Source organism: Arthrobacter sp. ZGTC412 (genome assembly GCF_002929215.1).
GTDB lineage: Bacteria > Actinomycetota > Actinomycetes > Actinomycetales > Micrococcaceae > Arthrobacter.
Genome location: NZ_PJII01000001.1, coordinates 482,654 through 502,417, shown reverse-complemented (window position 1 = coordinate 502,417; position 19,764 = coordinate 482,654). Strand labels below are relative to the sequence as shown.

The following is a 19,764-nucleotide window of genomic DNA, read 5'->3' as shown; positions in this document are numbered from 1 at the left end:
TTCTACTCGAAGCAGCACCGCGGAAACCGTTATGAGGAAGGGCAAGAGCCCACCATGACAATGACAGATCCTGTCGCAGACATGCTTACGCGTCTGCGCAATGCAAACTCGGCATACCACGATTCCGTGTCCATGCCGTACAGCAAGCTCAAGGCACGCGTTGCTGACATCCTTAAGGCCGAAGGCTTCATTGCCAGCTGGAAGGAAGAAGACGCTGAGGTTGGCAAGAAGCTGACCATCGAGCTCAAGTTCGGACCGAACCGCGAGCGTTCAATCGCTGGTGTTCGTCGTATCTCCAAGCCGGGCCTGCGTGTTTACGCAAAGTCCACCAACCTGCCGCACGTGCTGGGTGGCCTGGGTGTCGCAATCCTGTCCACCTCTTCCGGCCTCCTGACTGACAAGCAGGCCGGCAAGAAGGGCGTGGGCGGCGAAGTCCTCGCTTACGTCTGGTAACGGGAAAGGAAGAGAATAATGTCACGTATTGGACGTCTCCCCATCACCGTTCCTGCCGGCGTTGAGGTCAAGGTTGACGGCTCTGTCGTCAGCGTCAAGGGTTCCAAAGGCGAGCTGAACCACACTGTGGCCAGCCCGATCGAGGTTTCCCTGGAAGCAGACACCCTGACTGTCGCCCGCCCGAACGACGAGCGCGCCTCCCGTTCACTCCACGGCCTGACCCGCACCCTGATCTCCAACATGATCGAGGGCGTTACCAAGGGCTACGAGAAGAAGCTTGAAATCGTTGGTACTGGTTACCGCGTTCAGGCCAAGGGATCTGACCTTGAGTTCGCTCTCGGTTACAGCCACCCGGTCAATGTCTCCGCACCGGACGGCATCACCTTTGCAGTTGAGACCCCGACCAAGCTCTCTGTTTCAGGAATCAACAAGCAGCAGGTCGGCGAGGTTGCTGCCAACATTCGCAAGCTGCGGAAGCCGGACCCCTATAAGGGCAAGGGCATCCGTTACGCCGGCGAAGTCATCCGCCGCAAGGTCGGAAAGGCTGGTAAGTAACCATGGCCATCTCAATTAACAAGAAGCGTACGAACAAGAGCAAGTCTGCTTCGCGCAGCCGCCGCCAGCTTCGTATCCGTAAGCGCATCTCCGGTACGGCTGTACGTCCTCGTCTGGTCGTCAACCGTTCCGCACGCCACGTATTCGTCCAGGTTGTCGATGACACCAAGGGCCTGACCGTAGCGAGCGCCTCCACTCTGGAAGCCGACCTTCGTGCATTCGACGGCGACAAGACTGCCAAGGCCAAGCGCGTTGGCGAACTCGTCGCAGAGCGTGCCAAGGCTGCCGGTATCGAAGCTGTTGTCTTCGACCGCGGTGGTAACAAGTACCACGGCCGGATCGCCGCCGTCGCTGACGGTGCACGTGAAGGTGGGCTGTCACTGTGACGGAAGCAAACAAGGAAAAGGACACTGTGTCTGCAGATCAGAAGGCTACTGAAGCCGTAGCTGCCACTGAGACCACTGCTCCCGCAGCTGCCGACGACCGCCGTGGCGGCGCTCGTCGCGGCGAGCGTGGCGACCGTGGCCAGGGCCGCGGCGACCGTGGTGGCCGTGGCGGCCGCGACGGCGGCCGTGAAGCCGAGAAGAGCCAGTTCGTAGAGCGCGTCGTCACCATCAACCGCGTCTCCAAGGTGGTCAAGGGTGGTCGTCGCTTCAGCTTCACCGCCCTGGTCGTCGTCGGTGACGGCAACGGCATGGTCGGCGTTGGCTACGGCAAGGCTAAGGAAGTTCCTGCCGCGATCGCGAAGGGCGTAGAAGAGGCCAAAAAGTCCTTCTTCCGCGTTCCCCGCGTTGGCAGCACCATCCCGCACCGCGTTCAGGGTGAGGCTGCTGCAGGCGTCGTTATGCTGCGTCCGGCCTCCGCCGGTACCGGTGTTATCGCCGGTGGCCCGGTCCGTGCAGTACTGGAGTGCGTGGGCATCCACGACATCCTCTCCAAGTCGCTCGGTTCCTCCAACGCCATCAACATCGTTCACGCGACCGTTGATGCCCTGAAGCGCCTCGAAGAGCCGGCAGCAGTGGCAGCACGCCGCGGCCTGCCCCTCGACGAGATCGCTCCGCCGGCACTGGTGAAGGCTCTCCTGGCTTCGAAGGCAGGTGCCTAGTTATGGCTAAGAACCTGATTCCCTCCGACACCCAGTTGGAGATCACTCAGATCAAGTCCGCCATTGGCGGCAAGCAGAACCAGCGCGACACCCTGCGGTCCCTCGGCCTGAAGCGGATCGGACACACCGTTGTCCGCACCGCCGACGCCGTCACCGTGGGAATGCTCAACACGGTTCCGCACCTGGTAAAGGTAGAGGAGGCGAAGTAAATGGCAGAGAACACTGCTGACAAGGCACAGAGCGCCGCTGCTGAGAAGCAGAACGCACTGAAGGTTCACCACCTGCGTCCCGCCCCGGGTGCCAAGACCGCCAAGACCCGCGTTGGTCGTGGTGAGGGTTCCAAGGGTAAGACCGCCGGTCGTGGTACGAAGGGTACTGCAGCCCGCTACCAGATCAAGGCTGGCTTTGCCGGCGGCCAGCTGCCGCTGCACATGCGCCTGCCGAAGCTGCGCGGCTTCAAGAACCCGTTCCGGGTTGAGTTCCAGGTTGTAAACCTGGACAAGCTCAACGAGCTGTTCCCGGAAGGTGGCGCAGTCACCGTGGAGAACCTGGTCGAAAAGGGTGCCGTTCGCAAGAACCAGCCCGTCAAGGTGCTGGGCACCGGCGACATCACCGTCAAGGTTGACGTCACCGTCCACGCATTCTCGGCCAGCGCCGCTGAAAAGATTGCTGCAGCAGGCGGAAGCACCACCGCTCTCTAGAGCCGGTGGGGCGAAAGCCCGCTGTTGAACTCCCGGTTTCCGGGGCTGAGGCCCTGGAGGCCGGGAGTTTTTTGCATCCGCCGGGCGTATATTTCCCGCCACCCACCGCTTGCGCGCGTCCACGGATTGTTCGCATGGCGCATCCAACCGTTAGACTCGGTTGTTGGGATTGATAGATCCCCATCACACCACTCTTAATTAACCACCAGGAGGACGCTTGCTTAGCGCATTTGGCCGGGCCTTTCGCACGCCTGATCTGCGACGCAAGTTGTTGTTCACGCTGGGAATCATCACCATCTTCCGCTTGGGTGCCTTCATTCCCTCGCCAGGTGTGGACTACCAGAATGTCCAGCAATGCTTGCAGAACGGTCAGACCGCAGGCGGCCTGTACCAGCTCGTCAACCTGTTCAGCGGCGGTGCGTTGCTCCAGGTGTCCATCTTCGCCCTGGGCATCATGCCGTACATCACGGCAAGCATCATCGTCCAGCTGCTCCGGGTGGTCATTCCCCGGTTCCAACAGCTCTACGAAGAGGGTGCGTCCGGGCAGTCCAAACTGACCCAGTACACGCGGTACCTCACCATCGCCCTGGGCCTGCTGAACGCCACCACGCTGGTTTCCCTGGCGCGTTCCGGGCAGCTTCTGCCCGGCTGCAACCTGCCGATCATCCCGGACAGCAGCGTCATCACCACCATCCTGCTCATCATCACCCTGACGGCCGGCACCGGCCTGATTATGTGGATGGGCGAACTGGTCACCGAGAAGGGCGTGGGCAACGGCATGTCCCTGCTCATCTTCACGTCCATCGCGGCCACGTTCCCCACCTCCCTCGGCGCCATCTGGAGCTCGCAGGGTCCCGGAACCTTCTTTATGGTCCTCGCAATCGGCTTGCTGACCGTGGCTCTCGTTGTCTTCGTTGAGCAATCCCAGCGCCGTGTACCGGTGCAGTACGCCAAGCGGATGATTGGCCGCCGCACAGTGGGGGGTACCAGTACGTACATCCCCATCAAGGTCAACATGGCCGGCGTTATCCCGGTGATCTTCGCTTCGTCCATGCTTTACCTGCCGGGCCTGATCTCCCAGTTCAACCAGCCGCGGCAGGGCGAACAGCTACAGCCCTGGGTTGAATGGATCAACAACAACCTGGTCCGCGGTGACCAGCCGATCTACATGGTGTTGTACTTCGCCATGATCGTGTTCTTCACCTACTTCTATGTCGCGATCACCTTCAACCCTGAAGAGGTCTCGGACAACATGAAGAAGTACGGCGGCTTCATTCCAGGTATCCGCGCGGGCAAACCGACCGCAGACTACCTCCAGTACGTGCTTTCCCGGATCACCCTGCCCGGCGCCCTCTACCTGGGCTTCGTGGCGCTGATTCCGCTGGTGGCACTGGTACTGATCAACGCGAACCAGAACTTCCCGTTCGGTGGCACCTCGATCCTGATCATGGTGGGCGTTGGCCTGGAGACCGTCAAGCAGATTGATGCGCAGCTACAACAACGTCACTACGAAGGGCTTTTGCGATGACGAGAATGCTGATTATTGGACCTCCCGGTTCCGGAAAAGGAACGCAGGCTGAGCGGATCTCGGAGCGCCTCGGCGTTGTGGCGATCTCCACCGGCGATATCTTCCGTGCAAACGTAAAGGGCGAAACGCCTCTTGGCATTGAAGCCAAGAAGTACATGGACGCCGGGGACTTCGTTCCGGACAGCGTCACCAACAAGATGGTGCGCGACCGGCTCAGCGAGTCCGACGTCGAAAGCGGCTTCCTGCTGGACGGCTACCCCCGCACCACCGCGCAGGTGGACTACCTCGATGAGATCCTCGCCGAGGGCGAGGAGAAGCTCGACGTCGTCCTGCAGCTGACCGCCGACGATGAGGAACTGGTGTCCCGCCTGCTTGGCCGTGCCAAGGAAACAGGCCGGAGCGACGACAACGAAGCCGTCATCCGCCACCGCCTTGACCTGTACCACGAGCAGACCGAAGCTGTGGTGTCCAAGTATGCCGAACGCGGCATCCTCACCCAGGTGGACGGCATTGGCCCTATCGACCAGGTCACAGACCGCGTGATGCAGGCCATCAAGGCTGCACAGGCAGCCTGATTCAGGCAAAGCTTTTCCGAGGCTCCTCCCGGTAAACGGGAGGAGCCTCAGCCATTTGAAAGGAAACACCATGGCCTTTGGCCAGCCCCGCATCGAATACAAGACCAACGCCCAGATGCGCACCATGCATGAAGCAGGCCTGGTTCTCAGCCGCGCCCTGGACGCCGCCGTTGCAGCAGCCGTCCCCGGAGTCACCACCAAGCACCTGGACGACGTCTTCGCCGCCGTCCTCAACGAAGCCGGCGCGAAATCCAACTTCCTCGGCTACCACGGCTTCCCGGCCACCATCTGTACCTCCGTGAACGAGGAAGTGGTCCACGGCATCCCCGGCAGCCGCGTGCTCCGCGACGGCGACATCATCTCGATCGACGGCGGCGCGATCGTCAACGGCTGGCACTCGGACTCTGCGCGGACCGTCATCGTGGGCACCGCTGACCCCGAGGACCAGCGCCTCTCGGACGTCACCCGGGCGGCTATGTGGCGGGGTATTGCGGCACTGGCCACCGGAAAGCACGTGGGCGACATCGGCGCGGCCATCGACGACTACGTATCCTCCGTTCCCGGCAAGCCGCTGGGCATCCTCGAGGACTACGTGGGCCACGGCATCGGCTCGGAAATGCACATGCCGCCGGACGTGCTCAACTACCGCACCAGCCACCGCGGCCCCAAGGTCCGTCCGGGCCTGTGCCTCGCGATCGAGCCCATGCTGGTCCGGGGCAGCATCGACACAGCGGTGCTGGAGGACGACTGGACCGTGGTCACCACGGACGGCAAGCGCTCCTGCCAGTGGGAGCACTCCGTGGCGGTCCACGACAAGGGCATCTGGGTGCTTTCAGCGCCCGACGGCGGCGCGGAGCACCTAGTGCCCCTCGGCGTCACCCCCGTCCCGATTCCGTAGGTCGTTTGCCTCTTCCCGATTGGGGGAGGGGGAACAATGGGTGCCATGGGAGCAATCACCGATGTGCCCGGGGTCCGGGTTGGCCACGTACAGAAGTCCGACGACGGCTGGCTCACCGGAGTGACAGTGGTCCTGCCGCCGCCGGGCACAGTTGGTTCGGTGGATGTCCAGGGCGGCGGGCCGGCCACCCATGAAACTGATGCTCTCGACCCTACAACCCTGGTCAGCGCAGTGGACGCCGTGGTGCTCACCGGCGGCAGCGCCTATGGCCTGGCCTCTGCCTCCGGTGCGCAGCGCTGGTGCGAGGAAAACAACCGGGGCTTCGTTGTTCCCGGGGGAGTAGTGCCGATCGTCCCGGCAGCCGCGATCTTCGATCTCGGCCGCGGCGGCGACTTCTCAGCACGCCCGACGCCGGACATGGGCTACGCGGCAACTGTCGCCGCCGCTGCGGAAGAGGAAGGGCACGACGTCGAACGCGGCAACGTCGGAGCCGGCACCGGAGCACTGATGGCCCGGACCTATAAGGGCGGCGTCGGTACGGCATCCATCATCCTGGACAACGGAGTCGTTGTCGGCGCGTTGGCCGTGGTGAATGCGCTCGGACTGCCGTTCGACACAACGACCCAGGGGGTTTCGGCTGCTGCGGCGGAGGCCCAACCGGGTTCGCAACTGAACACAACCCTTGTCGTCGTCGCTACCAATGCGATCCTGCATGTGGCCGAATGTAAGCGGACTGCGTCTGCTGCCCACGCAGGGATCGCCCGGGCCCTCAACCCCAGCCACACTCTTGCCGACGGTGACTCCGTCTTTTGCCTCGCGACGGGCTCAGTGCACTTGGACCGCACGGACGAAGCTGCCCGGCAGATGAGTCTTATTACCCTTCAAAGTGCGGCAGCCGACGTCGTACGTTTGGCCATCCTCGACGGCGTGGCCAGCGCGAAGGCGGTGAGCACTCCAGCCGGTGAATATGGTGCCTTCGGCGCGTAGTACGTTACTATGGCCGATTTAACTTTTACGCCGATACGGAGTAGTGTTGCTTGTTGGTTGTCTGGACTGCCACGCCCTTTTGGGGCCTGGAGCTGACAATCGATCCAACAAAAACGTTCGTGGTCATGCCCGGTGCAATCCGGCAGGACTGCGGCAACAACAGTTAGCGGAGGGTATGGCCAAGAAGGACGGGGTCATTGAGATCGAAGGCGTTGTGACTGAGGCGCTGCCTAACGCGATGTTTCGCGTTGAGCTCACCAACAAGCACATCGTACTGGCACACATCTCTGGAAAGATGCGTCAGCACTACATCAGGATTCTCCCTGAGGACCGCGTAGTGGTGGAGCTGAGCCCGTACGACCTCACCCGTGGTCGTATCGTCTACCGCTACAAGTAAATTGCTGGGCGGCTTCAGTGCGAACTGACTGCCGCTCCAGTTGACCAACTGTTACACGCAAAGGAATGCCATGAAGGTCAAGCCGAGCGTCAAGCAGATCTGCGAAAAGTGCAAAGTGATCCGCCGTAATGGCCGGGTCATGGTGATCTGCGAGAACCCGCGCCACAAGCAGCGCCAGGGCTAATTTCCTTCCCTGAAGGAAATCCTGGGTTGCTAACCCACGCAAGTAAATAAAGGCAGCACAAGCTGAATTGGGACGCATGAGCCCGGACAGCTAACCCCCGGTCGGAGGCTGGGGCCGCATAGAACGTGCGGGTGTACTGCCTACGACCTCCGGTTTATTCAAGGAGTACTGCCACTATGGCTCGTCTCGCTGGCGTAGACATTCCCCGCGAAAAGCGGCTGGAAATTGCGCTTACTTACATCTACGGCGTGGGCAAGACCCGTGCACACGAAACCCTGGCTGCCACTGGCATCAGTGCTGACGTCCGTGTCAAGGACCTCACTGACGCCCAGCTGGTTGAGCTGCGTGACTACATTGAAGGCAACTACAAGGTTGAGGGTGACCTTCGCCGCGAAGTAGCAGCAGATATCCGCCGCAAGGTTGAAATCGGCAGCTACGAAGGTATCCGCCATCGCAAGGGCCTGCCAGTACGCGGACAGCGTACGAAGACGAACGCGCGTACCCGCAAGGGCCCGAAGCGCACCGTCGCAGGCAAGAAGAAGGCCCGTTAAATCCTTCGGGATTAACCGGCTCCCCAATAACTTTCTGTAGGAGAAATAATGCCCCCGAAGACTCGTGGCGCGGTTCGCAAGCCGCGTAAGAAGGACAAAAAGAATATCGCGCTGGGCCAGGCGCACATCAAGAGCACTTTTAACAACACCATCGTTTCCATCACGGATCCGAACGGCGCTGTTATCTCTTGGGCTTCCTCAGGTGAGGTTGGCTTCAAGGGCTCGCGTAAGTCCACTCCGTTCGCTGCCCAGATGGCTGCTGAAGCCGCTGCCAAGCGCGCTCAGGAGCACGGCATGCGCAAGGTTGACGTTTTCGTCAAGGGACCGGGTTCCGGACGCGAGACCGCGATTCGTTCGCTGCAGGCCGCAGGCCTTGAGGTTGGCTCCATCCAGGACGTCACCCCCGCTGCGCACAACGGCTGCCGCCCGCCGAAGCGCCGCCGCGTCTAAGGCTTTCCCGCCGCATGAGCTTGCCCGGACCGTTGATGGTCCGGGCAAGCCCAGCGCGTTAAGTCTTCAGACCGAATTTCCACCACCTGTGTTGCGTCATATAGCGGATGCTCGCCGAAAGGAAACCTAAGTGCTCATTGCACAGCGCCCCACCCTCTCCGAAGAGGTAGTCTCCGAAAACCGTTCACGGTTCATCATTGAACCGCTGGAACCGGGCTTCGGCTACACCCTCGGAAACTCCCTCCGCCGTACCCTGCTCTCCTCCATCCCCGGTGCCGCTGTAACCAGCATCCGGATCGATGGCGTGCTGCACGAGTTCACCACGGTTCCGGGTGTCAAGGAAGATGTCACTGAGATCATCCTGAACATCAAGAGCCTGTCGGTCTCCTCCGAGCACGATGAGCCGGTTGTTGCTTACCTGCGCAAGCAGGGCCCCGGAGTCGTCACCGCAGCGGACATCGCTCCGCCGGCCGGCGTCGAATTCCACAACCCGGATCTGCACATCGCCACGCTGAACTCGAAGGGCAAGTTCGAACTCGAACTGACCATCGAGCGCGGCCGCGGCTACGTTTCGGCAGCTCAGAACAAGTCCGGCGATGCAGAGATCGGCCGTATCCCGGTTGACTCCATCTACTCGCCGGTACTGAAGGTTACTTTCCGCGTGGAAGCAACCCGTGTTGAGCAGCGCACCGACTTCGACAAGCTGATTGTCGACGTCGAGACCAAGCAGGCCATCGCCCCGCGCGATGCCGTCGCTTCCGCAGGCACCACCCTGGTGGAGCTCTTCGGTCTGGCACGTGAGCTGAACACCGCAGCTGAAGGTATCGAGATCGGCCCGTCACCCACCGACGCTGCCCTGGCAGCCGACATGGCCCTGCCGATCGAGGATCTGGACCTCACCGTCCGCTCCTACAACTGCCTCAAGCGTGAGGGCATCCACACCGTGGGTGAACTCGTTGCCCGCTCCGAGGCTGACCTGATGGACATCCGCAACTTCGGTGCCAAGTCCATTGACGAGGTCAAGGCAAAGCTGGTTGAACTGGGCCTGTCCCTCAAGGACTCGCCTCCCGGTTTTGACCTCGCAGCACGCGCCGCAGCAATCGAAGAGGACGACGCCGCCTTCGGCGACGACGAACTCTAAACCAGACCTTGGCCGCGGGCTGGGCACCATGGTGTGCACAGCCCACGGCTTCCATTTGAGGAGAAACAATTATGCCTACCCCCACTAAGGGTCCGCGCCTCGGAGGCGGCCCGGCTCACGAGCGCCTCATGCTCGCGAACCTGGCAGCAGCACTGTTCGAGCACAAGCGGATCACCACCACGGTGACCAAGGCCAAGCGCCTGAAGCCGTACGCAGAGCGCCTGGTCACCTTCGCCAAGCGTGGCGACCTCGCTTCCCGCCGCCGCGTGCTCGGCCTGATCAGCAACAAGGGCGTCGTCCACGAGCTGTTCACCGACATCGCCCAGGCTGTGGAGAACCGCGACGGCGGCTACACCCGCATCACCAAGATCGGCAACCGCAAGGGCGACAACGCTCCCATGGCTGTCATCGAGCTCGTCCTTGAGCCCGTTTCCGCCAAGCAGGCCGTGGTAGCCGAGGCTACCCAGGCTGCTGCCAAGGCTGCTCCGGCTGCCGAGGAAGCACCTGAGGCTGAGGTTGCCGAGACCGAAGCTGTTGAAGCTCCGGCCGCTGAGGAGACCACCGAGGCTCCTGCTGAGGAAGCAGCAACCGAAGAGGCTCCGGCCGCTGAGGAAGCTCCCGAAGCTCCGGCTGCTGAAGAGAAGGACGCGAAGTAATTCGCTGATTCACTTCGCATAGACTTGAGTCTATGAACCACCAAAAACCCGCGGCCCCCGTTATAGGGGGCGGCGGGTTTTTGCGTATCCGGCTTGATGTGTCGTACGACGGCGGCCCCTTCAGCGGGTGGGCATTGCAGCCCGGGCGCCGGACAGTCCAGGGCGTCCTCGAGGAGGCGCTCCATATGCTGGTCCGGCGTCCAGTCCGAGTGACCGTCGCCGGCCGCACCGATGCCGGTGTGCACGCCCGCGGCCAGGTGGTGCACGTGGACCTGTCGGAAGCCGAGTGGCTGGGACTGCCGCGCGGGCACGAACTTGACCCCGCCGTCGCCATGCTCCGCAGGATGCGCGGTGCGCTGAGCCGGGTGCTCGGCGACCTCACCGGGGCAGTGGAGGTCCACCGGATCACTCTGGCGCCCCCTGGCTTCGACGCCCGATTCTCCGCGTTGTGGCGGCGCTACAGCTACCGCATTGCCGACGGCCCCGCATTGTGGGACCCCCTGGAGCGCTACTTCACGCTCTGGCACAAGAATCCGGTGGACGTTTCCCTGCTGAATGAGGGCGCTTCCAAACTGCTGGGGCTGCAGAACTTTCTATCCTTCTGCAAGCCCCGTGAGGGCGCCACTACCGTCCGTGAGCTGCAGCGTTTCGAGTTCGCCCGGGCAGAGGACGGGGTTATCGTTGCCACCGTCCAGGCTGACGCGTTCTGCCACAACATGGTGCGGGCCCTGATTGGTTCTGCACTGTATGTGGGGGAGGGCGTGGAGGAGCCAGGCTGGCTTCATGAGCGGCTGCTGGCGAAGAAGCGCGACGCCAAGTCCGTGCTGGCGGCGCCGCACCCGCTTGTACTCGAGGAAGTGGCTTACCCGTCCGACGACGAGCTGCTGGCCCGGGCCGAGCTCACCCGGGCGCGGCGGGAGTCCCCCTCCGCCCCCTAACCTCACAAGTTCGGCCAGGGAACCCTGCGGGCGTGGGCCCACTAGAACGACGGCGGCGGTCCCTCGGCCGGGAGGGTCAGGGTGAAAGTGCTCCCTTGCCCTTGGCCGCTGGCGCAGGTGATCTTTCCGCCGTGACGCTCCACGATCATCTTGGTAATGGAGAGGCCCAGTCCCGCGCCGGCGATCGCCGCGCCCCTGGCAGACTCCGTGCGGTAGAAGCGGTTGAACACCCTGGCGGTGTCCTCGCCGCTGATTCCCATCCCGGTGTCGCTGACGCTGAGCTGCACCCACTCCTTGGTGCTGTGGGCGCTGATGCTGATGCTCCCGCCGTCGGGAGAGTATTTGATGGCGTTGGACACCAGGTTGTCCAGGGCCTGCCCGATCCGGAGCGGGTCCGCGTAGGCCCACAGGGGCGAGGGAACGTCGGCGGTGAGCCGGATGTTCGCATGCTCGGCCAATGCCTGCGCGGATCCGATGCTGGTCTCCACCAGGCTGGCGAGGTCTGTCCGTTTGGGATGGACGTTGAGTGCGGCCGACGCCGAAGCTGACAGGTCCGCCACGAGCGCAAGCAGCCGCTCTGCGTTCCGCTGAACCACCAGCAGGCGCTGGGCCACCGGCGGCGGCAAGGCTGCCACGTCGTCGAGCACCAGGTCCACGTTGCCGATGACGGAGTTCAGCGGCGTTTTGAACTCGTGTGTCACATTGGAGACGAGCTCCTGGTTCGCTGCCAGCGCCTCCACCCAGCCGGTGACGTCACTGTAGACGACTACAGCACCGGTGAGCTGGCCGTCCTCGCTGACCAACGGCCGGGCCGCCGTCGACATGGCCCGCTGCTCCACTCCCTCTCCAGCCCATACAAGGTAGTCCGCGAAGGACTCGCCGGCGATGGCGCGGCTGATCGGGCGCTTTTCAGGCGGCAGGAGGGTCCGCCTGTCCTGCCCAAAGATCAGCTGGTTGCCCTGGCCGGGTACGGCGTCGTCGGCGTGTGTTGCCTGGCGGAAGTTCCGCTGCCTGTTGTTGGACACCAGGAAATGGCCGGAACTGTCGACGGCGGCAATTCCGACGTCGGTGGCGTCGAGGACCGTCATAAGAAGCTTTTCACGCTCCCTGCTCTCCCGGAGCAGCTTCCGGAGCTCCATGTCCTTCTCCGCCAGCTCGCGCTGCTGCAGCCGGACGTGCACGCTCGCGAATCGAATCGCCAGGGACACGGAGAGCATCATAAGGGGAAAGAGGAAGGTGCTGGTGACGTCCGAGGCCGTCAGGTTGGGGAACCGTCCTGCCAGCGAGGGAACCATGATCAGCATGGGGCCGAAGAAGCTCAGGACCAGGCTGCTGCGGGTGAGCATGCCGGAGGCCGAGAGCCAGATGACCGGGAACACCGCCAGCACAGCCAGGCCCGGAAGAAGGGGAGCTGCCCCGTTCCGCAGCAGCCCGATCGCGACGAAGTCCAGGATGGGAATCAGCAGGTAGGGGCGGTGCATCAGCCGCTCCCACGGAACAACCAGGCAGCCGAGGAAAAGGGCGCCGGACAGCAGGATGCCAGCAAGAAAGAGGGGACTGTTCAAAAGCGTTGGCCAGGCGAACGGAGTGGCCACGGCAAGGGCTGCAACGATAAGCGTCAGTGGCAGCTGGCACAGGGCAACCTGCGAACGCGGCCCGAGACGCTGGAAGAAGCGGGCGGGCCCGCGAGGGAAAAGGCGCTCAGCCATGAATCATGCTCCGGCCAAGCGGGGACATGGAACCGAATTGGGCCGTGCCTGCGTACGTGTTCCTGTAGGGCAACCTGGCACGCGTCCTCTCCGGCTCGTAATCTACATCCCTTGTCATAATAATTGACTTTTCAAATGCATGGTTGAAAGAGATGTCATCAGGCCGGCTTACTTGTAGCGTATAAAGGGTTGGAGCGGTTATGGCATTGGCGCTGGGCTGATGGGGGGTCATAATCGCCTGGCGCAGGGATATCAATGGACGATCTTGGTGTGGCTGTAGTAATCGAAGACGATGCCGATGTGCGGAACCTCCTCGAAGGAGTGTTGAGCCAGGCAGGCTTTGAGGTGCACACAGCGGTTGACGGGCGGGCCGGAGTGGAAGTGGTCCGGGACAAGCAAGCCAACGTGGTGACGCTGGACATCGGGCTGCCGGACATCGACGGCTTTGAGGTGCTGCGGCGTATCCGCAACTTCAGCAACGCCTACGTGGTGATGCTGACCGGCAGGACTGAGGAGCCGGATCTGCTGTCCGCCCTTAACGCCGGCGCTGACGACTACATTGCCAAACCCTTCCGGCCCCGCGAGCTGAGAGCCCGTGTTGCAGCGATGATGCGCAGGCCCCGGCACGAGATCAACGGCCAGGATTCGCCACCGCCCATGTGGGGGACAGCGCCCGCTGCCGCAGCTCCGCCTGCCCGGCCCGAGGACCCCGCCGTACTGCGCCACAACGGTCTGGCGCTGAACCACCGGACGCGCACCGTGGAAATCAAAGGGGAGCCTCTGGGGCTCACGCGGAGCGAATTCGATCTGCTGCACGTCCTCCTGCGAGGCGGCGGAGCCGTGTGCACCCGGGCCGATCTCGTCCGGGCCGTCCGCGGCGAGTACTACGACGAGGACACCTACATCAGTGAGGCCGACGAACGCGCCGTCGAGGTCCACATCGGGAACCTGCGGCGGAAGCTGAAGGAAGATTCGGTTTCGCCGCGCTGGCTGCAGACCGTGCGCGGCGTCGGTTACCGGCTGGCGCCGAGCAGGCCGGACGCTGGATAAGCCCCTTTGACCGGGGCCGCGGGCGAGGGCTAGCCGTTTTTGAGGATGTACGTGGACTGGAGCTCTGAAACCGTTTGGCCGCCGTCGTAGGCAACCCGCTTCATGAGGACCTGCCCCTGGCCAAAGTCACCCCGGCGGATGAGCACTTCCAGCAACTCAGCCAGCTTGGCCAGGCGCAATCCGCCCACCATGGCTGAGCTGATCTTCAGGCTGGTGGCCGCGTCCAGGGCTGAATCGCTGTCCTGGCTGTCCACCGCAGCGGCAAGCCGGGAGCAGCGCAGGTCCCACATTGCTGCGTAGTCACGGGCGAATCGCTGGGCGAGTCCCGAGCCGGCAAGCTCGTCCTCCAGCTCCTCCAGCACCGCCGCGTCAACGAGCGGCAAGAGCCCGGCCGCTTCCTGTGACATGTCCGAGGCGGTAACCGTTGTGATCCCGGGCTGCGGTGGAAACGCAGCTGCGCTCCTGTCGCTGGAGCCGGGATCTGGACTTTGCATTCTTCAAGGCTACTTCCTGGAATTAGTTGGTCGGCCTATTTGGGGTGATCCTGTGTAAAACTTGAGGCATTTTTGCTGCCTCGCTGGGGCGCTTATTGCCCGCTGAATGTCTCTATGGTGTTGATGACTGCAGGTCCAAGAATTGCAATGAAGAGGACCGGAAAAATGAAGAACAACAGCGGAAACAGAATCATCACAGGAAGCTTCATGGCCTTTTCTTCGGCCCGTTGGCGGCGCTTTACACGCATCACTTTCGCCTGCACGCGGAGCACGCGGCTGATGGCGATGCCGTAAGTGTCGGCCTGGACCACGGCCTGCACAAAGCTGCGCAGCTCCGGAATGTTGGTCCTCTCTGCCAGCGCAACGTAGGACTCCCGGCGGCTGCGGCCGACCTGCATGTCCTGCAGGGTACGGACAAGCTCTTCGGCCAGCGGTCCCTTGCCGTTCTCGCCCGCACGCGCCATGGCCCCCTCGAAACCCAGCCCGGCCTCCACCGAGATCAGCATCTGGTCCAGCGTGTTGGCCAGTTCCAGCTGCATGATTTTCTGGCGTTCCTGCCCTTTGCTGTAGAGCAGGAGGTCCGGGATGAAATACCCAAGGACGAGTAGAAACAGGCCCGCAAGCTTCATCAGAGGCGTGCTCCCGGTGGCCGTCAAGTAGACCCCAGCGGCGACGCCGGTCAAGCCCAGGGCCAGCTTGGAGCCGAGGACTTTGCCGAGCGGCATGGTGGCGGGGCGGCCGGCGAGTGCGAGCAGGCGGTCCAGGAACGAAACGTACGACGGCGGTGTGAGTCTGCGGCCGATGCCCTCGAGCAGGTCAGGCTTGGCGGCTTCAACGACTGTGAGTGGGGCGGCGCCGCGAGAAAGGAGATCGTTGACAGCCAGGCGGCCCTGCTTGTCCACGGTGAGGACGGACCAGGCCAGCCCCGCGACGGGGACACAAACCAGCAGGATGGAGAGGAGAACTATCAGGTTCATGGCTTCCTCAGAACTTCAGGTCGATGATCTTGCGCATCCACAGCGCACCGATGGTCATGAGGACAAACGAGGCGCCGATCATGATCCAGCCCAGCGGATGGGTGAACATTGAGTTCATGTAGTTGGGGCTGGCGGCCAGCAGCATGGCCACGATGCCGAAGGGCATGGCTATCAGGATGTAGGCGGAGAACTTGCCCTCCGCAGCCAGGGCTTTGATGTGCCCCTTGATCTCGGCGCGCTCGCGGATGGTTTCGTTGACCTGGTCCAGGACGTCGGCCAGGTTGCCGCCCACCTCGCGGTTGATCTGGATAGCCTGCGAGATCCAGACAAAGTCCTCGTTCTTCATACGCTCGGCTGTGTCATTGAGGGCGGAGAGCAGGTCGCGGCCCAGGCTGGTTTCGGTAATCACCCGGCGCATTTCCTCCGACGTCGGCTTCTGCGATTCGGTGGCTGCGGCGTCGATGGCGCGCAGGATGCTGTGGCCGGCCCGGAGGCCGCCGGAAAGCAATTGGAGGGTATCGCCGAGCTGGCTGTCGAAGGTGGCGCGGCGTTTTCCCGCCAGGAATCCCAGGACCAGTTTCCCCACGAACGGCGCGAGGATGGCCAGCAGGATTCCCACCAGTGGCCCCACGGTGACAACACCCACGAGCATTCCGACGCCGGCCCCGATGCCCACCAGCAGGAAGAACTCGGCCTGGCTCAGGCGGAGCCCGGCGTTTTCGAGTTCCGTGCGGGAGAACAGGGAGACGTGGCGTCCGTGCAGGACCCGTTCAAAGGTGCGCACTGCGGAGAGTGCCACGCGGGCGATTGATGACGGCGGCTCCTGTTCGAACGGACGACGGCGGTCCAGCGGCACATGGGGTTCGCTCGGCAGCAGCACTGCCACGCCCAGCAGGCTGACGGCCACGAGCAGGATGACTGCTCCAACAGCAAGAATCATGGCCGTGCCCTATCTTCCGGGGGTGGTTTGAGTGGCGGGAGCCTGCGGACCGGCAAAGACTGCGGGGGAGACATGGATGCCCAGGTCTTCAAACCGGTCAATGAACCGCGGCCTGATACCGGTGGCCACCGGCTTGCCGAGGAATCGCCCGTGCTGGTCAACCCCGGCGGAGTAGTCAAAGACGAACGCGTCCTGAAGGGTCACGATGTCTCCTTCCATGCCTTGGACTTCGGTGACGTGGGTGATGCGGCGGGAGCCGTCGCGCAGACGGGAAATCTGGACGATGAGGTTGACGGCGGAGGCGATCTGTTCGCGGATTGCGCGCAGCGGCAAGTCCATGCCGGCCATCAGGACCAGAGTTTCGAGCCTCGCTACGGCGTCGCGGGGGGAGTTGGAGTGAACGGTGGAAAGGGATCCATCGTGGCCGGTGTTCATGGCCTGGAGCATGTCCAGCGATTCCCCGCCACGGACCTCACCCACCACAATCCGGTCAGGGCGCATACGCAGCGAGTTCCGGAGCAGTTCGCGGATGGTGACTTCGCCCTTGCCCTCAGTGTTGGGCGGCCTGCTTTCGAGCCGGACCACGTGCTGCTGCTGGATCTGGAGTTCTACAGCGTCCTCGATGGTGACGATGCGTTCATCAGCCGGGAGGAAGGAAGACAGTACGTTGAGCAGGGTGGTTTTGCCGGTGCCCGTGCCGCCGGAGACGATGATGTTGAGCTTGGCTTTGACGCACGCGTTCAGCAATTCAGCCATCTCAGGTGTCAGGGTTCCGAAATCGATCAGGTTGCGGACCGTGAGGGGGACCTTGCTGAATTTACGGATGGTGAGTGAGGAGCCGCCCACGGCAAGCGGCGGGATGACTGCGTTGACACGGGAGCCGTCCTCCAGACGGGCGTCCACCAGCGGGGAGGACTCGTCGATGCGGCGGCCCACCTTCGAGACAATCCTTTCGATGACCTTGCGCAGGTGCTCTTCAGAACTGAACCGGGACTCGGTGAGTGTCAGTTTGCCCTTGCGTTCCACGTAGATCTGGTCCATCCGGTTGACCATGATTTCGGTGACGGCCGGATCGTCCAACAGTCGCTGGAGCGGTCCGTAGCCCAGCACATCGTCCGCCACGTCCCGGACCAGGCGGGTACGTTCCTCTGCACTTAGCGGCACCTGTTCGGCGTCGATGATCCGCGTCAGCTCCTCCTTGGCGGTGGCCCGGAGTTCCTGCTCGGTGACGGCCGCGTCGTTGAAACGCGCGCCCATCCGCTCGAAAAGGGCGGTGGCCGCCCGGTGCTTCATGGCGGCGAAGACATCCACAGGCTGAGCCTTGGGCACTAAGGAGGTGCCGGCGTCGTGCGCTGGTGTTACAGGAGCCTGCTGCGCAGGAAGGCGACGCGGCTCGCTCTCCCGCACCGGAGCGGAGGGAACGACGGCGGGGCGGGGCGCCTCGAGCACGGCGACGTTGCTGCCGGGCGCCTGGTTGCGGTCCTGGACCGCGCTGATCCGCTCGGAGAGCTTCATCAGATGACCACCCTTCGGTGAAGTTTGCGCTGGGCCTGGGCACGCCACGACGGGTTGAACCGCTCGACGAGTTGGCGGAGGCTCTTGACGGCGGGATCCTTTTTGGATTCCTGGAGGACGGGGATGCCGCGGTTGGTGGAGAGTGCCACGGCACGGGAGCGGGGGACGCTGACGTCTACGGGCGCGCCGATGGTGGATTCGACGTCGCGGACGTCGAGCCCGGACTTGGCGTCGGCCATGTTCAGGACAACATGCCGTGATTCGGGCATGATTTCCAACTGCCGGAGTACTTCCAGTCCGGAGCGCAGGCCGCGAAGGCTGGGGATGTCCATGGCGCTGACCCACACGACGTCGGTGCACTGCTCCATGGCGGCGAGGCCGATTTCGGGCATGCCGGGGGCGGTGTCGAGGACCACGTACTGGAATTCCTGGGCCAGTTGGTCGAGCAGTCTGGTGATCTGTTCGGGGGTGATGTGGTCCGCGTCCACCGGGTTGGGCGGGGCGCACAGGGCGTAGATGCCGGCCGGGTGCACGGTGAGGAAAGCCTTGAGGACCAGGGAGTCCTGGGATGCCGCCGGCGAGACGGCGTCGGTGACGGTGTGCTCGGGGTTGAGGTAAAGGCCGGAGGCGACGTCGCCGAACTGCAGGTCCAGGTCCACGATGACAACGCTCATCGGCGCGATCTGGCCGAGGCCGATGGCGATGTTGGTGGCGAGGGTGGTTTTGCCGACGCCGCCCTTGGGGGAGAAGACGCCGATCACCAGGCCTTTGCCGCCGTTCTCAGTCTGTGTTTCGGGGCCGCGATGGCGGGTGGCGAAGGACTGGCAGGCACGCTCCAGGAGCACACGAATCTCGGCGGCGTCCGCCTGGGGGCTGAGGATGTCGCGGATGCCGGCGCGCATGGCGTTGAGGAGGTGCCCGGGATCAACGTCGCTGACCAGCACCAGGCTGAGGCCGGGGAGCTGGACGTCGAAGACCTTGGCGAACCGCAGCGCCTCTTCGTAGGGGACGTCGGGTCCAATGATCAGGACTTCCGGCTGCTCCTGGTTGAGGAGGGCGAAGAGTTCCTGTGGGCCGGCGGGAAGGATGTCCGAGGCGATGGTCTGGACGGAGCCGCGGAGGCCGTTCGCGACGGCGGCCCGCAGCTTCTGGTCGAATTCGACGTTGGGGGAGAGGAGGACGAAACGGCTCACTTGAACACCACGTCCTTTCGTTCGGTCCGGGGCCCGTTGTCCTTGGCGTTCAGGGGCTCCTTGGTGAGCCAGAGGCTGCCATTGATGGAGGTGAAGATGATCTTGCTGGCGTCCACGTCGGTGACCGCGACGGTCAGCATGAGGGAGCCTTCGGGGAGGGTGGTGTCTGCCGGATCCGGTTCGCCCTCGGCGGGTGTCTCGGCGCTCGCTGCCTGGGGTGCGCGCTGGACGGCCGTCACCAGGACCTTGCGAAGGGTGAGTTGGGTGGTGGCATCGCCGGCGCCGGCCTTGTCGGTGCCGTTCTCAAAGTTCAACGAGATGCCCACGTGGTCACCCACGTTGATCCGGCCGCCCACTACGCGCTGCGGTTCAAGCTGGAAGGAGACTTCCTGCATCCCTGCTGGAACCTCAACGGAGCCTTCAGCTTTGACGTCTGCCGGGGCGACGAGGCGTTCTTCCAAAAGCTGCTCCCCGGGCACGAGGTCCACGGCGCTGACTGTGCCAGCCTTGTTGTCCAGGGTGCTGAGCGCGGAGGCTGAAACTCCTGCCGCAGGCACCTTCTCGACTACGAGTGAGGCAGTCATGTCATTTACCGGGGTGCCGGCGGGAATGGCAGTCTTTACAACCAGGACGTTAACGGGTTCCGTTGTTGCCAGCGCCCGCTGGTCTGCCCCGTTGGCATAGAAGATGATAAGGAGGGCTCCTACAATCGCCAAGGCGACCGCGGCCGTTCCGGCGAGCATACGAGACTTCACTGTGTTACTCCG

The 19,764-nt window shown here is 63.3% G+C and carries 25 protein-coding genes; 18 read left to right on the top strand and 7 right to left on the bottom strand.

From position 1 onward, the window contains the following. Positions 1–54: 54 nt before the first annotated feature. The 17 genes from rpsH to CXQ88_RS02245 all read left to right on the top strand — a co-directional run bounded on the left by rpsH (position 55) and on the right by CXQ88_RS02245 (position 11,119). On the top strand, positions 55–453 hold the full coding sequence (rpsH, locus tag CXQ88_RS02325; RefSeq protein WP_104042534.1) for a 30S ribosomal protein S8: 399 nt from the start codon (positions 55–57) through the stop codon (positions 451–453). Positions 454–471: 18 nt separating this feature from the next. Next, positions 472–1,008, top strand: a complete 537-nt coding sequence (gene rplF / locus CXQ88_RS02320) for a 50S ribosomal protein L6 (RefSeq protein WP_104042533.1) — start codon at positions 472–474, stop codon at positions 1,006–1,008. 2 nt (positions 1,009–1,010) lie between these two features. Beyond that, positions 1,011–1,394, top strand: coding sequence for a 50S ribosomal protein L18 (gene rplR / locus CXQ88_RS02315; RefSeq protein WP_079596676.1), 384 nt, complete (start codon positions 1,011–1,013; stop codon positions 1,392–1,394). Next, positions 1,391–2,113: a 30S ribosomal protein S5 gene (gene rpsE / locus CXQ88_RS02310; protein WP_104042532.1), complete on the top strand. Its 723-nt coding sequence runs from the start codon at positions 1,391–1,393 to the stop codon at positions 2,111–2,113. Before rplR ends, rpsE begins: the two co-directional genes overlap by 4 nt. 2 nt (positions 2,114–2,115) lie before the next feature. Then, the gene (rpmD, locus tag CXQ88_RS02305; protein ID WP_028269574.1) at positions 2,116–2,322 is read left to right on the top strand and encodes a 50S ribosomal protein L30; all 207 of its coding nucleotides are present in this window, start codon (positions 2,116–2,118) and stop codon (positions 2,320–2,322) included. Continuing rightward, a complete protein-coding gene (rplO, locus tag CXQ88_RS02300; protein WP_104042531.1) occupies positions 2,323–2,814 on the top strand; it encodes a 50S ribosomal protein L15 in 492 nt (163 codons plus the stop codon). 217 nt (positions 2,815–3,031) lie between these two features. Then, positions 3,032–4,342, top strand: coding sequence for a preprotein translocase subunit SecY (gene secY / locus CXQ88_RS02295; RefSeq protein ID WP_104042530.1), 1,311 nt, complete (start codon positions 3,032–3,034; stop codon positions 4,340–4,342). Positions 4,343–4,347: 5 nt separating this feature from the next. Continuing rightward, the gene (locus tag CXQ88_RS02290) at positions 4,348–4,917 is read left to right on the top strand and encodes an adenylate kinase (RefSeq protein WP_181037396.1); all 570 of its coding nucleotides are present in this window, start codon (positions 4,348–4,350) and stop codon (positions 4,915–4,917) included. A gap of 70 nt (positions 4,918–4,987) precedes the next feature. Then, positions 4,988–5,815, top strand: a complete 828-nt coding sequence (map, locus tag CXQ88_RS02285; RefSeq protein ID WP_104042528.1) for a type I methionyl aminopeptidase — start codon at positions 4,988–4,990, stop codon at positions 5,813–5,815. A 45-nt stretch (positions 5,816–5,860) separates the two neighbouring features. Beyond that, complete coding sequence (locus CXQ88_RS02280) at positions 5,861–6,802, top strand: P1 family peptidase (RefSeq protein ID WP_104042726.1); 942 nt, start codon at positions 5,861–5,863, stop codon at positions 6,800–6,802. Positions 6,803–6,977: 175 nt separating this feature from the next. Then, a complete protein-coding gene (gene infA, locus CXQ88_RS02275; RefSeq protein WP_009358723.1) occupies positions 6,978–7,199 on the top strand; it encodes a translation initiation factor IF-1 in 222 nt (73 codons plus the stop codon). Positions 7,200–7,269: 70 nt separating this feature from the next. Continuing rightward, a complete protein-coding gene (gene rpmJ / locus CXQ88_RS02270; protein ID WP_009358722.1) occupies positions 7,270–7,383 on the top strand; it encodes a 50S ribosomal protein L36 in 114 nt (37 codons plus the stop codon). Positions 7,384–7,559: 176 nt separating this feature from the next. Then, positions 7,560–7,934, top strand: coding sequence for a 30S ribosomal protein S13 (rpsM, locus tag CXQ88_RS02265; RefSeq protein WP_028275004.1), 375 nt, complete (start codon positions 7,560–7,562; stop codon positions 7,932–7,934). Between the two features lie 48 nt (positions 7,935–7,982). Further along, the gene (rpsK, locus tag CXQ88_RS02260) at positions 7,983–8,384 is read left to right on the top strand and encodes a 30S ribosomal protein S11 (protein WP_018769149.1); all 402 of its coding nucleotides are present in this window, start codon (positions 7,983–7,985) and stop codon (positions 8,382–8,384) included. 130 nt (positions 8,385–8,514) lie between these two features. Beyond that, complete coding sequence (locus tag CXQ88_RS02255) at positions 8,515–9,525, top strand: DNA-directed RNA polymerase subunit alpha (RefSeq protein WP_013601812.1); 1,011 nt, start codon at positions 8,515–8,517, stop codon at positions 9,523–9,525. 71 nt (positions 9,526–9,596) lie between these two features. Further along, complete coding sequence (gene rplQ / locus CXQ88_RS02250; RefSeq protein ID WP_104042527.1) at positions 9,597–10,181, top strand: 50S ribosomal protein L17; 585 nt, start codon at positions 9,597–9,599, stop codon at positions 10,179–10,181. 32 nt (positions 10,182–10,213) lie between these two features. Further along, entirely contained in the window at positions 10,214–11,119 is a 906-nt protein-coding gene (locus CXQ88_RS02245; RefSeq protein ID WP_181037381.1) for a tRNA pseudouridine synthase A, read from the top strand. Positions 11,120–11,160: 41 nt separating this feature from the next. On the opposite strand, the gene CXQ88_RS02240 is transcribed toward CXQ88_RS02245, so the two are convergent. Then, positions 11,161–12,828 carry an ATP-binding protein gene (locus tag CXQ88_RS02240; RefSeq protein ID WP_104042526.1) on the bottom strand — a complete coding sequence of 556 codons (1,668 nt, stop codon included), beginning with the start codon at positions 12,826–12,828 and terminating at the stop codon, positions 11,161–11,163. A gap of 255 nt (positions 12,829–13,083) precedes the next feature. On the opposite strand from CXQ88_RS02240, the gene CXQ88_RS02235 reads away from it, so the two are divergent. Next, entirely contained in the window at positions 13,084–13,878 is a 795-nt protein-coding gene (locus tag CXQ88_RS02235) for a response regulator transcription factor (protein ID WP_104042525.1), read from the top strand. A 29-nt stretch (positions 13,879–13,907) separates the two neighbouring features. Here the strand turns inward: CXQ88_RS02235 and CXQ88_RS02230 are convergent, their stop codons facing one another. The 6 genes from CXQ88_RS02230 to cpaB all read right to left on the bottom strand — a co-directional run bounded on the left by CXQ88_RS02230 (position 13,908) and on the right by cpaB (position 19,752). Next, complete coding sequence (locus CXQ88_RS02230; RefSeq protein ID WP_104042524.1) at positions 13,908–14,372, bottom strand: Hpt domain-containing protein; 465 nt, start codon at positions 14,370–14,372, stop codon at positions 13,908–13,910. 92 nt (positions 14,373–14,464) lie between these two features. Then, on the bottom strand, positions 14,465–15,349 hold the full coding sequence (locus tag CXQ88_RS02225) for a type II secretion system F family protein (RefSeq protein ID WP_104042523.1): 885 nt from the start codon (positions 15,347–15,349) through the stop codon (positions 14,465–14,467). 7 nt (positions 15,350–15,356) lie between these two features. Beyond that, positions 15,357–16,289 (bottom strand): type II secretion system F family protein, encoded by a 933-nt coding sequence (locus CXQ88_RS02220; RefSeq protein WP_104042522.1) that lies wholly within the window; start codon positions 16,287–16,289, stop codon positions 15,357–15,359. 9 nt (positions 16,290–16,298) lie between these two features. Next, positions 16,299–17,804: a CpaF family protein gene (locus CXQ88_RS02215; protein WP_104042521.1), complete on the bottom strand. Its 1,506-nt coding sequence runs from the start codon at positions 17,802–17,804 to the stop codon at positions 16,299–16,301. Continuing rightward, complete coding sequence (locus CXQ88_RS02210) at positions 17,804–18,997, bottom strand: AAA family ATPase (protein WP_104042520.1); 1,194 nt, start codon at positions 18,995–18,997, stop codon at positions 17,804–17,806. The genes CXQ88_RS02215 and CXQ88_RS02210 overlap by 1 nt, the downstream gene beginning before the upstream one ends. Continuing rightward, positions 18,994–19,752: a Flp pilus assembly protein CpaB gene (gene cpaB / locus CXQ88_RS02205; protein WP_258061654.1), complete on the bottom strand. Its 759-nt coding sequence runs from the start codon at positions 19,750–19,752 to the stop codon at positions 18,994–18,996. Before cpaB ends, CXQ88_RS02210 begins: the two co-directional genes overlap by 4 nt. Positions 19,753–19,764: the final 12 nt, after the last annotated feature.

Bases quoted from the DNA above. Each gene is read 5' to 3' on its own strand.
- rpsK (WP_018769149.1), top strand. From the start codon at position 7,983: ATGCCCCCGAAGACTCGTGGCGCGGTTCGCAAGCCGCGTAAGAAGGAC.
- rpmJ (WP_009358722.1), top strand. From the start codon at position 7,270: ATGAAGGTCAAGCCGAGCGTCAAGCAGATCTGCGAAAAGTGCAAAGTG.
- rplF (WP_104042533.1), top strand. From the start codon at position 472: ATGTCACGTATTGGACGTCTCCCCATCACCGTTCCTGCCGGCGTTGAG.
- CXQ88_RS02290 (WP_181037396.1), top strand. From the start codon at position 4,348: ATGCTGATTATTGGACCTCCCGGTTCCGGAAAAGGAACGCAGGCTGAG.
- CXQ88_RS02215 (WP_104042521.1), bottom strand. From the start codon at position 17,804: ATGAAGCTCTCCGAGCGGATCAGCGCGGTCCAGGACCGCAACCAGGCG.
- rplO (WP_104042531.1), top strand. From the start codon at position 2,323: ATGGCAGAGAACACTGCTGACAAGGCACAGAGCGCCGCTGCTGAGAAG.
- CXQ88_RS02225 (WP_104042523.1), bottom strand. From the start codon at position 15,349: ATGAACCTGATAGTTCTCCTCTCCATCCTGCTGGTTTGTGTCCCCGTC.
- CXQ88_RS02240 (WP_104042526.1), bottom strand. From the start codon at position 12,828: ATGGCTGAGCGCCTTTTCCCTCGCGGGCCCGCCCGCTTCTTCCAGCGT.
- infA (WP_009358723.1), top strand. From the start codon at position 6,978: ATGGCCAAGAAGGACGGGGTCATTGAGATCGAAGGCGTTGTGACTGAG.
- CXQ88_RS02235 (WP_104042525.1), top strand. From the start codon at position 13,084: ATGGACGATCTTGGTGTGGCTGTAGTAATCGAAGACGATGCCGATGTG.
- map (WP_104042528.1), top strand. From the start codon at position 4,988: ATGGCCTTTGGCCAGCCCCGCATCGAATACAAGACCAACGCCCAGATG.
- CXQ88_RS02245 (WP_181037381.1), top strand. From the start codon at position 10,214: ATGAACCACCAAAAACCCGCGGCCCCCGTTATAGGGGGCGGCGGGTTT.
- CXQ88_RS02230 (WP_104042524.1), bottom strand. From the start codon at position 14,372: ATGCAAAGTCCAGATCCCGGCTCCAGCGACAGGAGCGCAGCTGCGTTT.
- CXQ88_RS02280 (WP_104042726.1), top strand. From the start codon at position 5,861: ATGGGAGCAATCACCGATGTGCCCGGGGTCCGGGTTGGCCACGTACAG.
- rplQ (WP_104042527.1), top strand. From the start codon at position 9,597: ATGCCTACCCCCACTAAGGGTCCGCGCCTCGGAGGCGGCCCGGCTCAC.
- rpmD (WP_028269574.1), top strand. From the start codon at position 2,116: ATGGCTAAGAACCTGATTCCCTCCGACACCCAGTTGGAGATCACTCAG.
- rpsH (WP_104042534.1), top strand. From the start codon at position 55: ATGACAATGACAGATCCTGTCGCAGACATGCTTACGCGTCTGCGCAAT.
- rpsM (WP_028275004.1), top strand. From the start codon at position 7,560: ATGGCTCGTCTCGCTGGCGTAGACATTCCCCGCGAAAAGCGGCTGGAA.
- rplR (WP_079596676.1), top strand. From the start codon at position 1,011: ATGGCCATCTCAATTAACAAGAAGCGTACGAACAAGAGCAAGTCTGCT.
- CXQ88_RS02220 (WP_104042522.1), bottom strand. From the start codon at position 16,289: ATGATTCTTGCTGTTGGAGCAGTCATCCTGCTCGTGGCCGTCAGCCTG.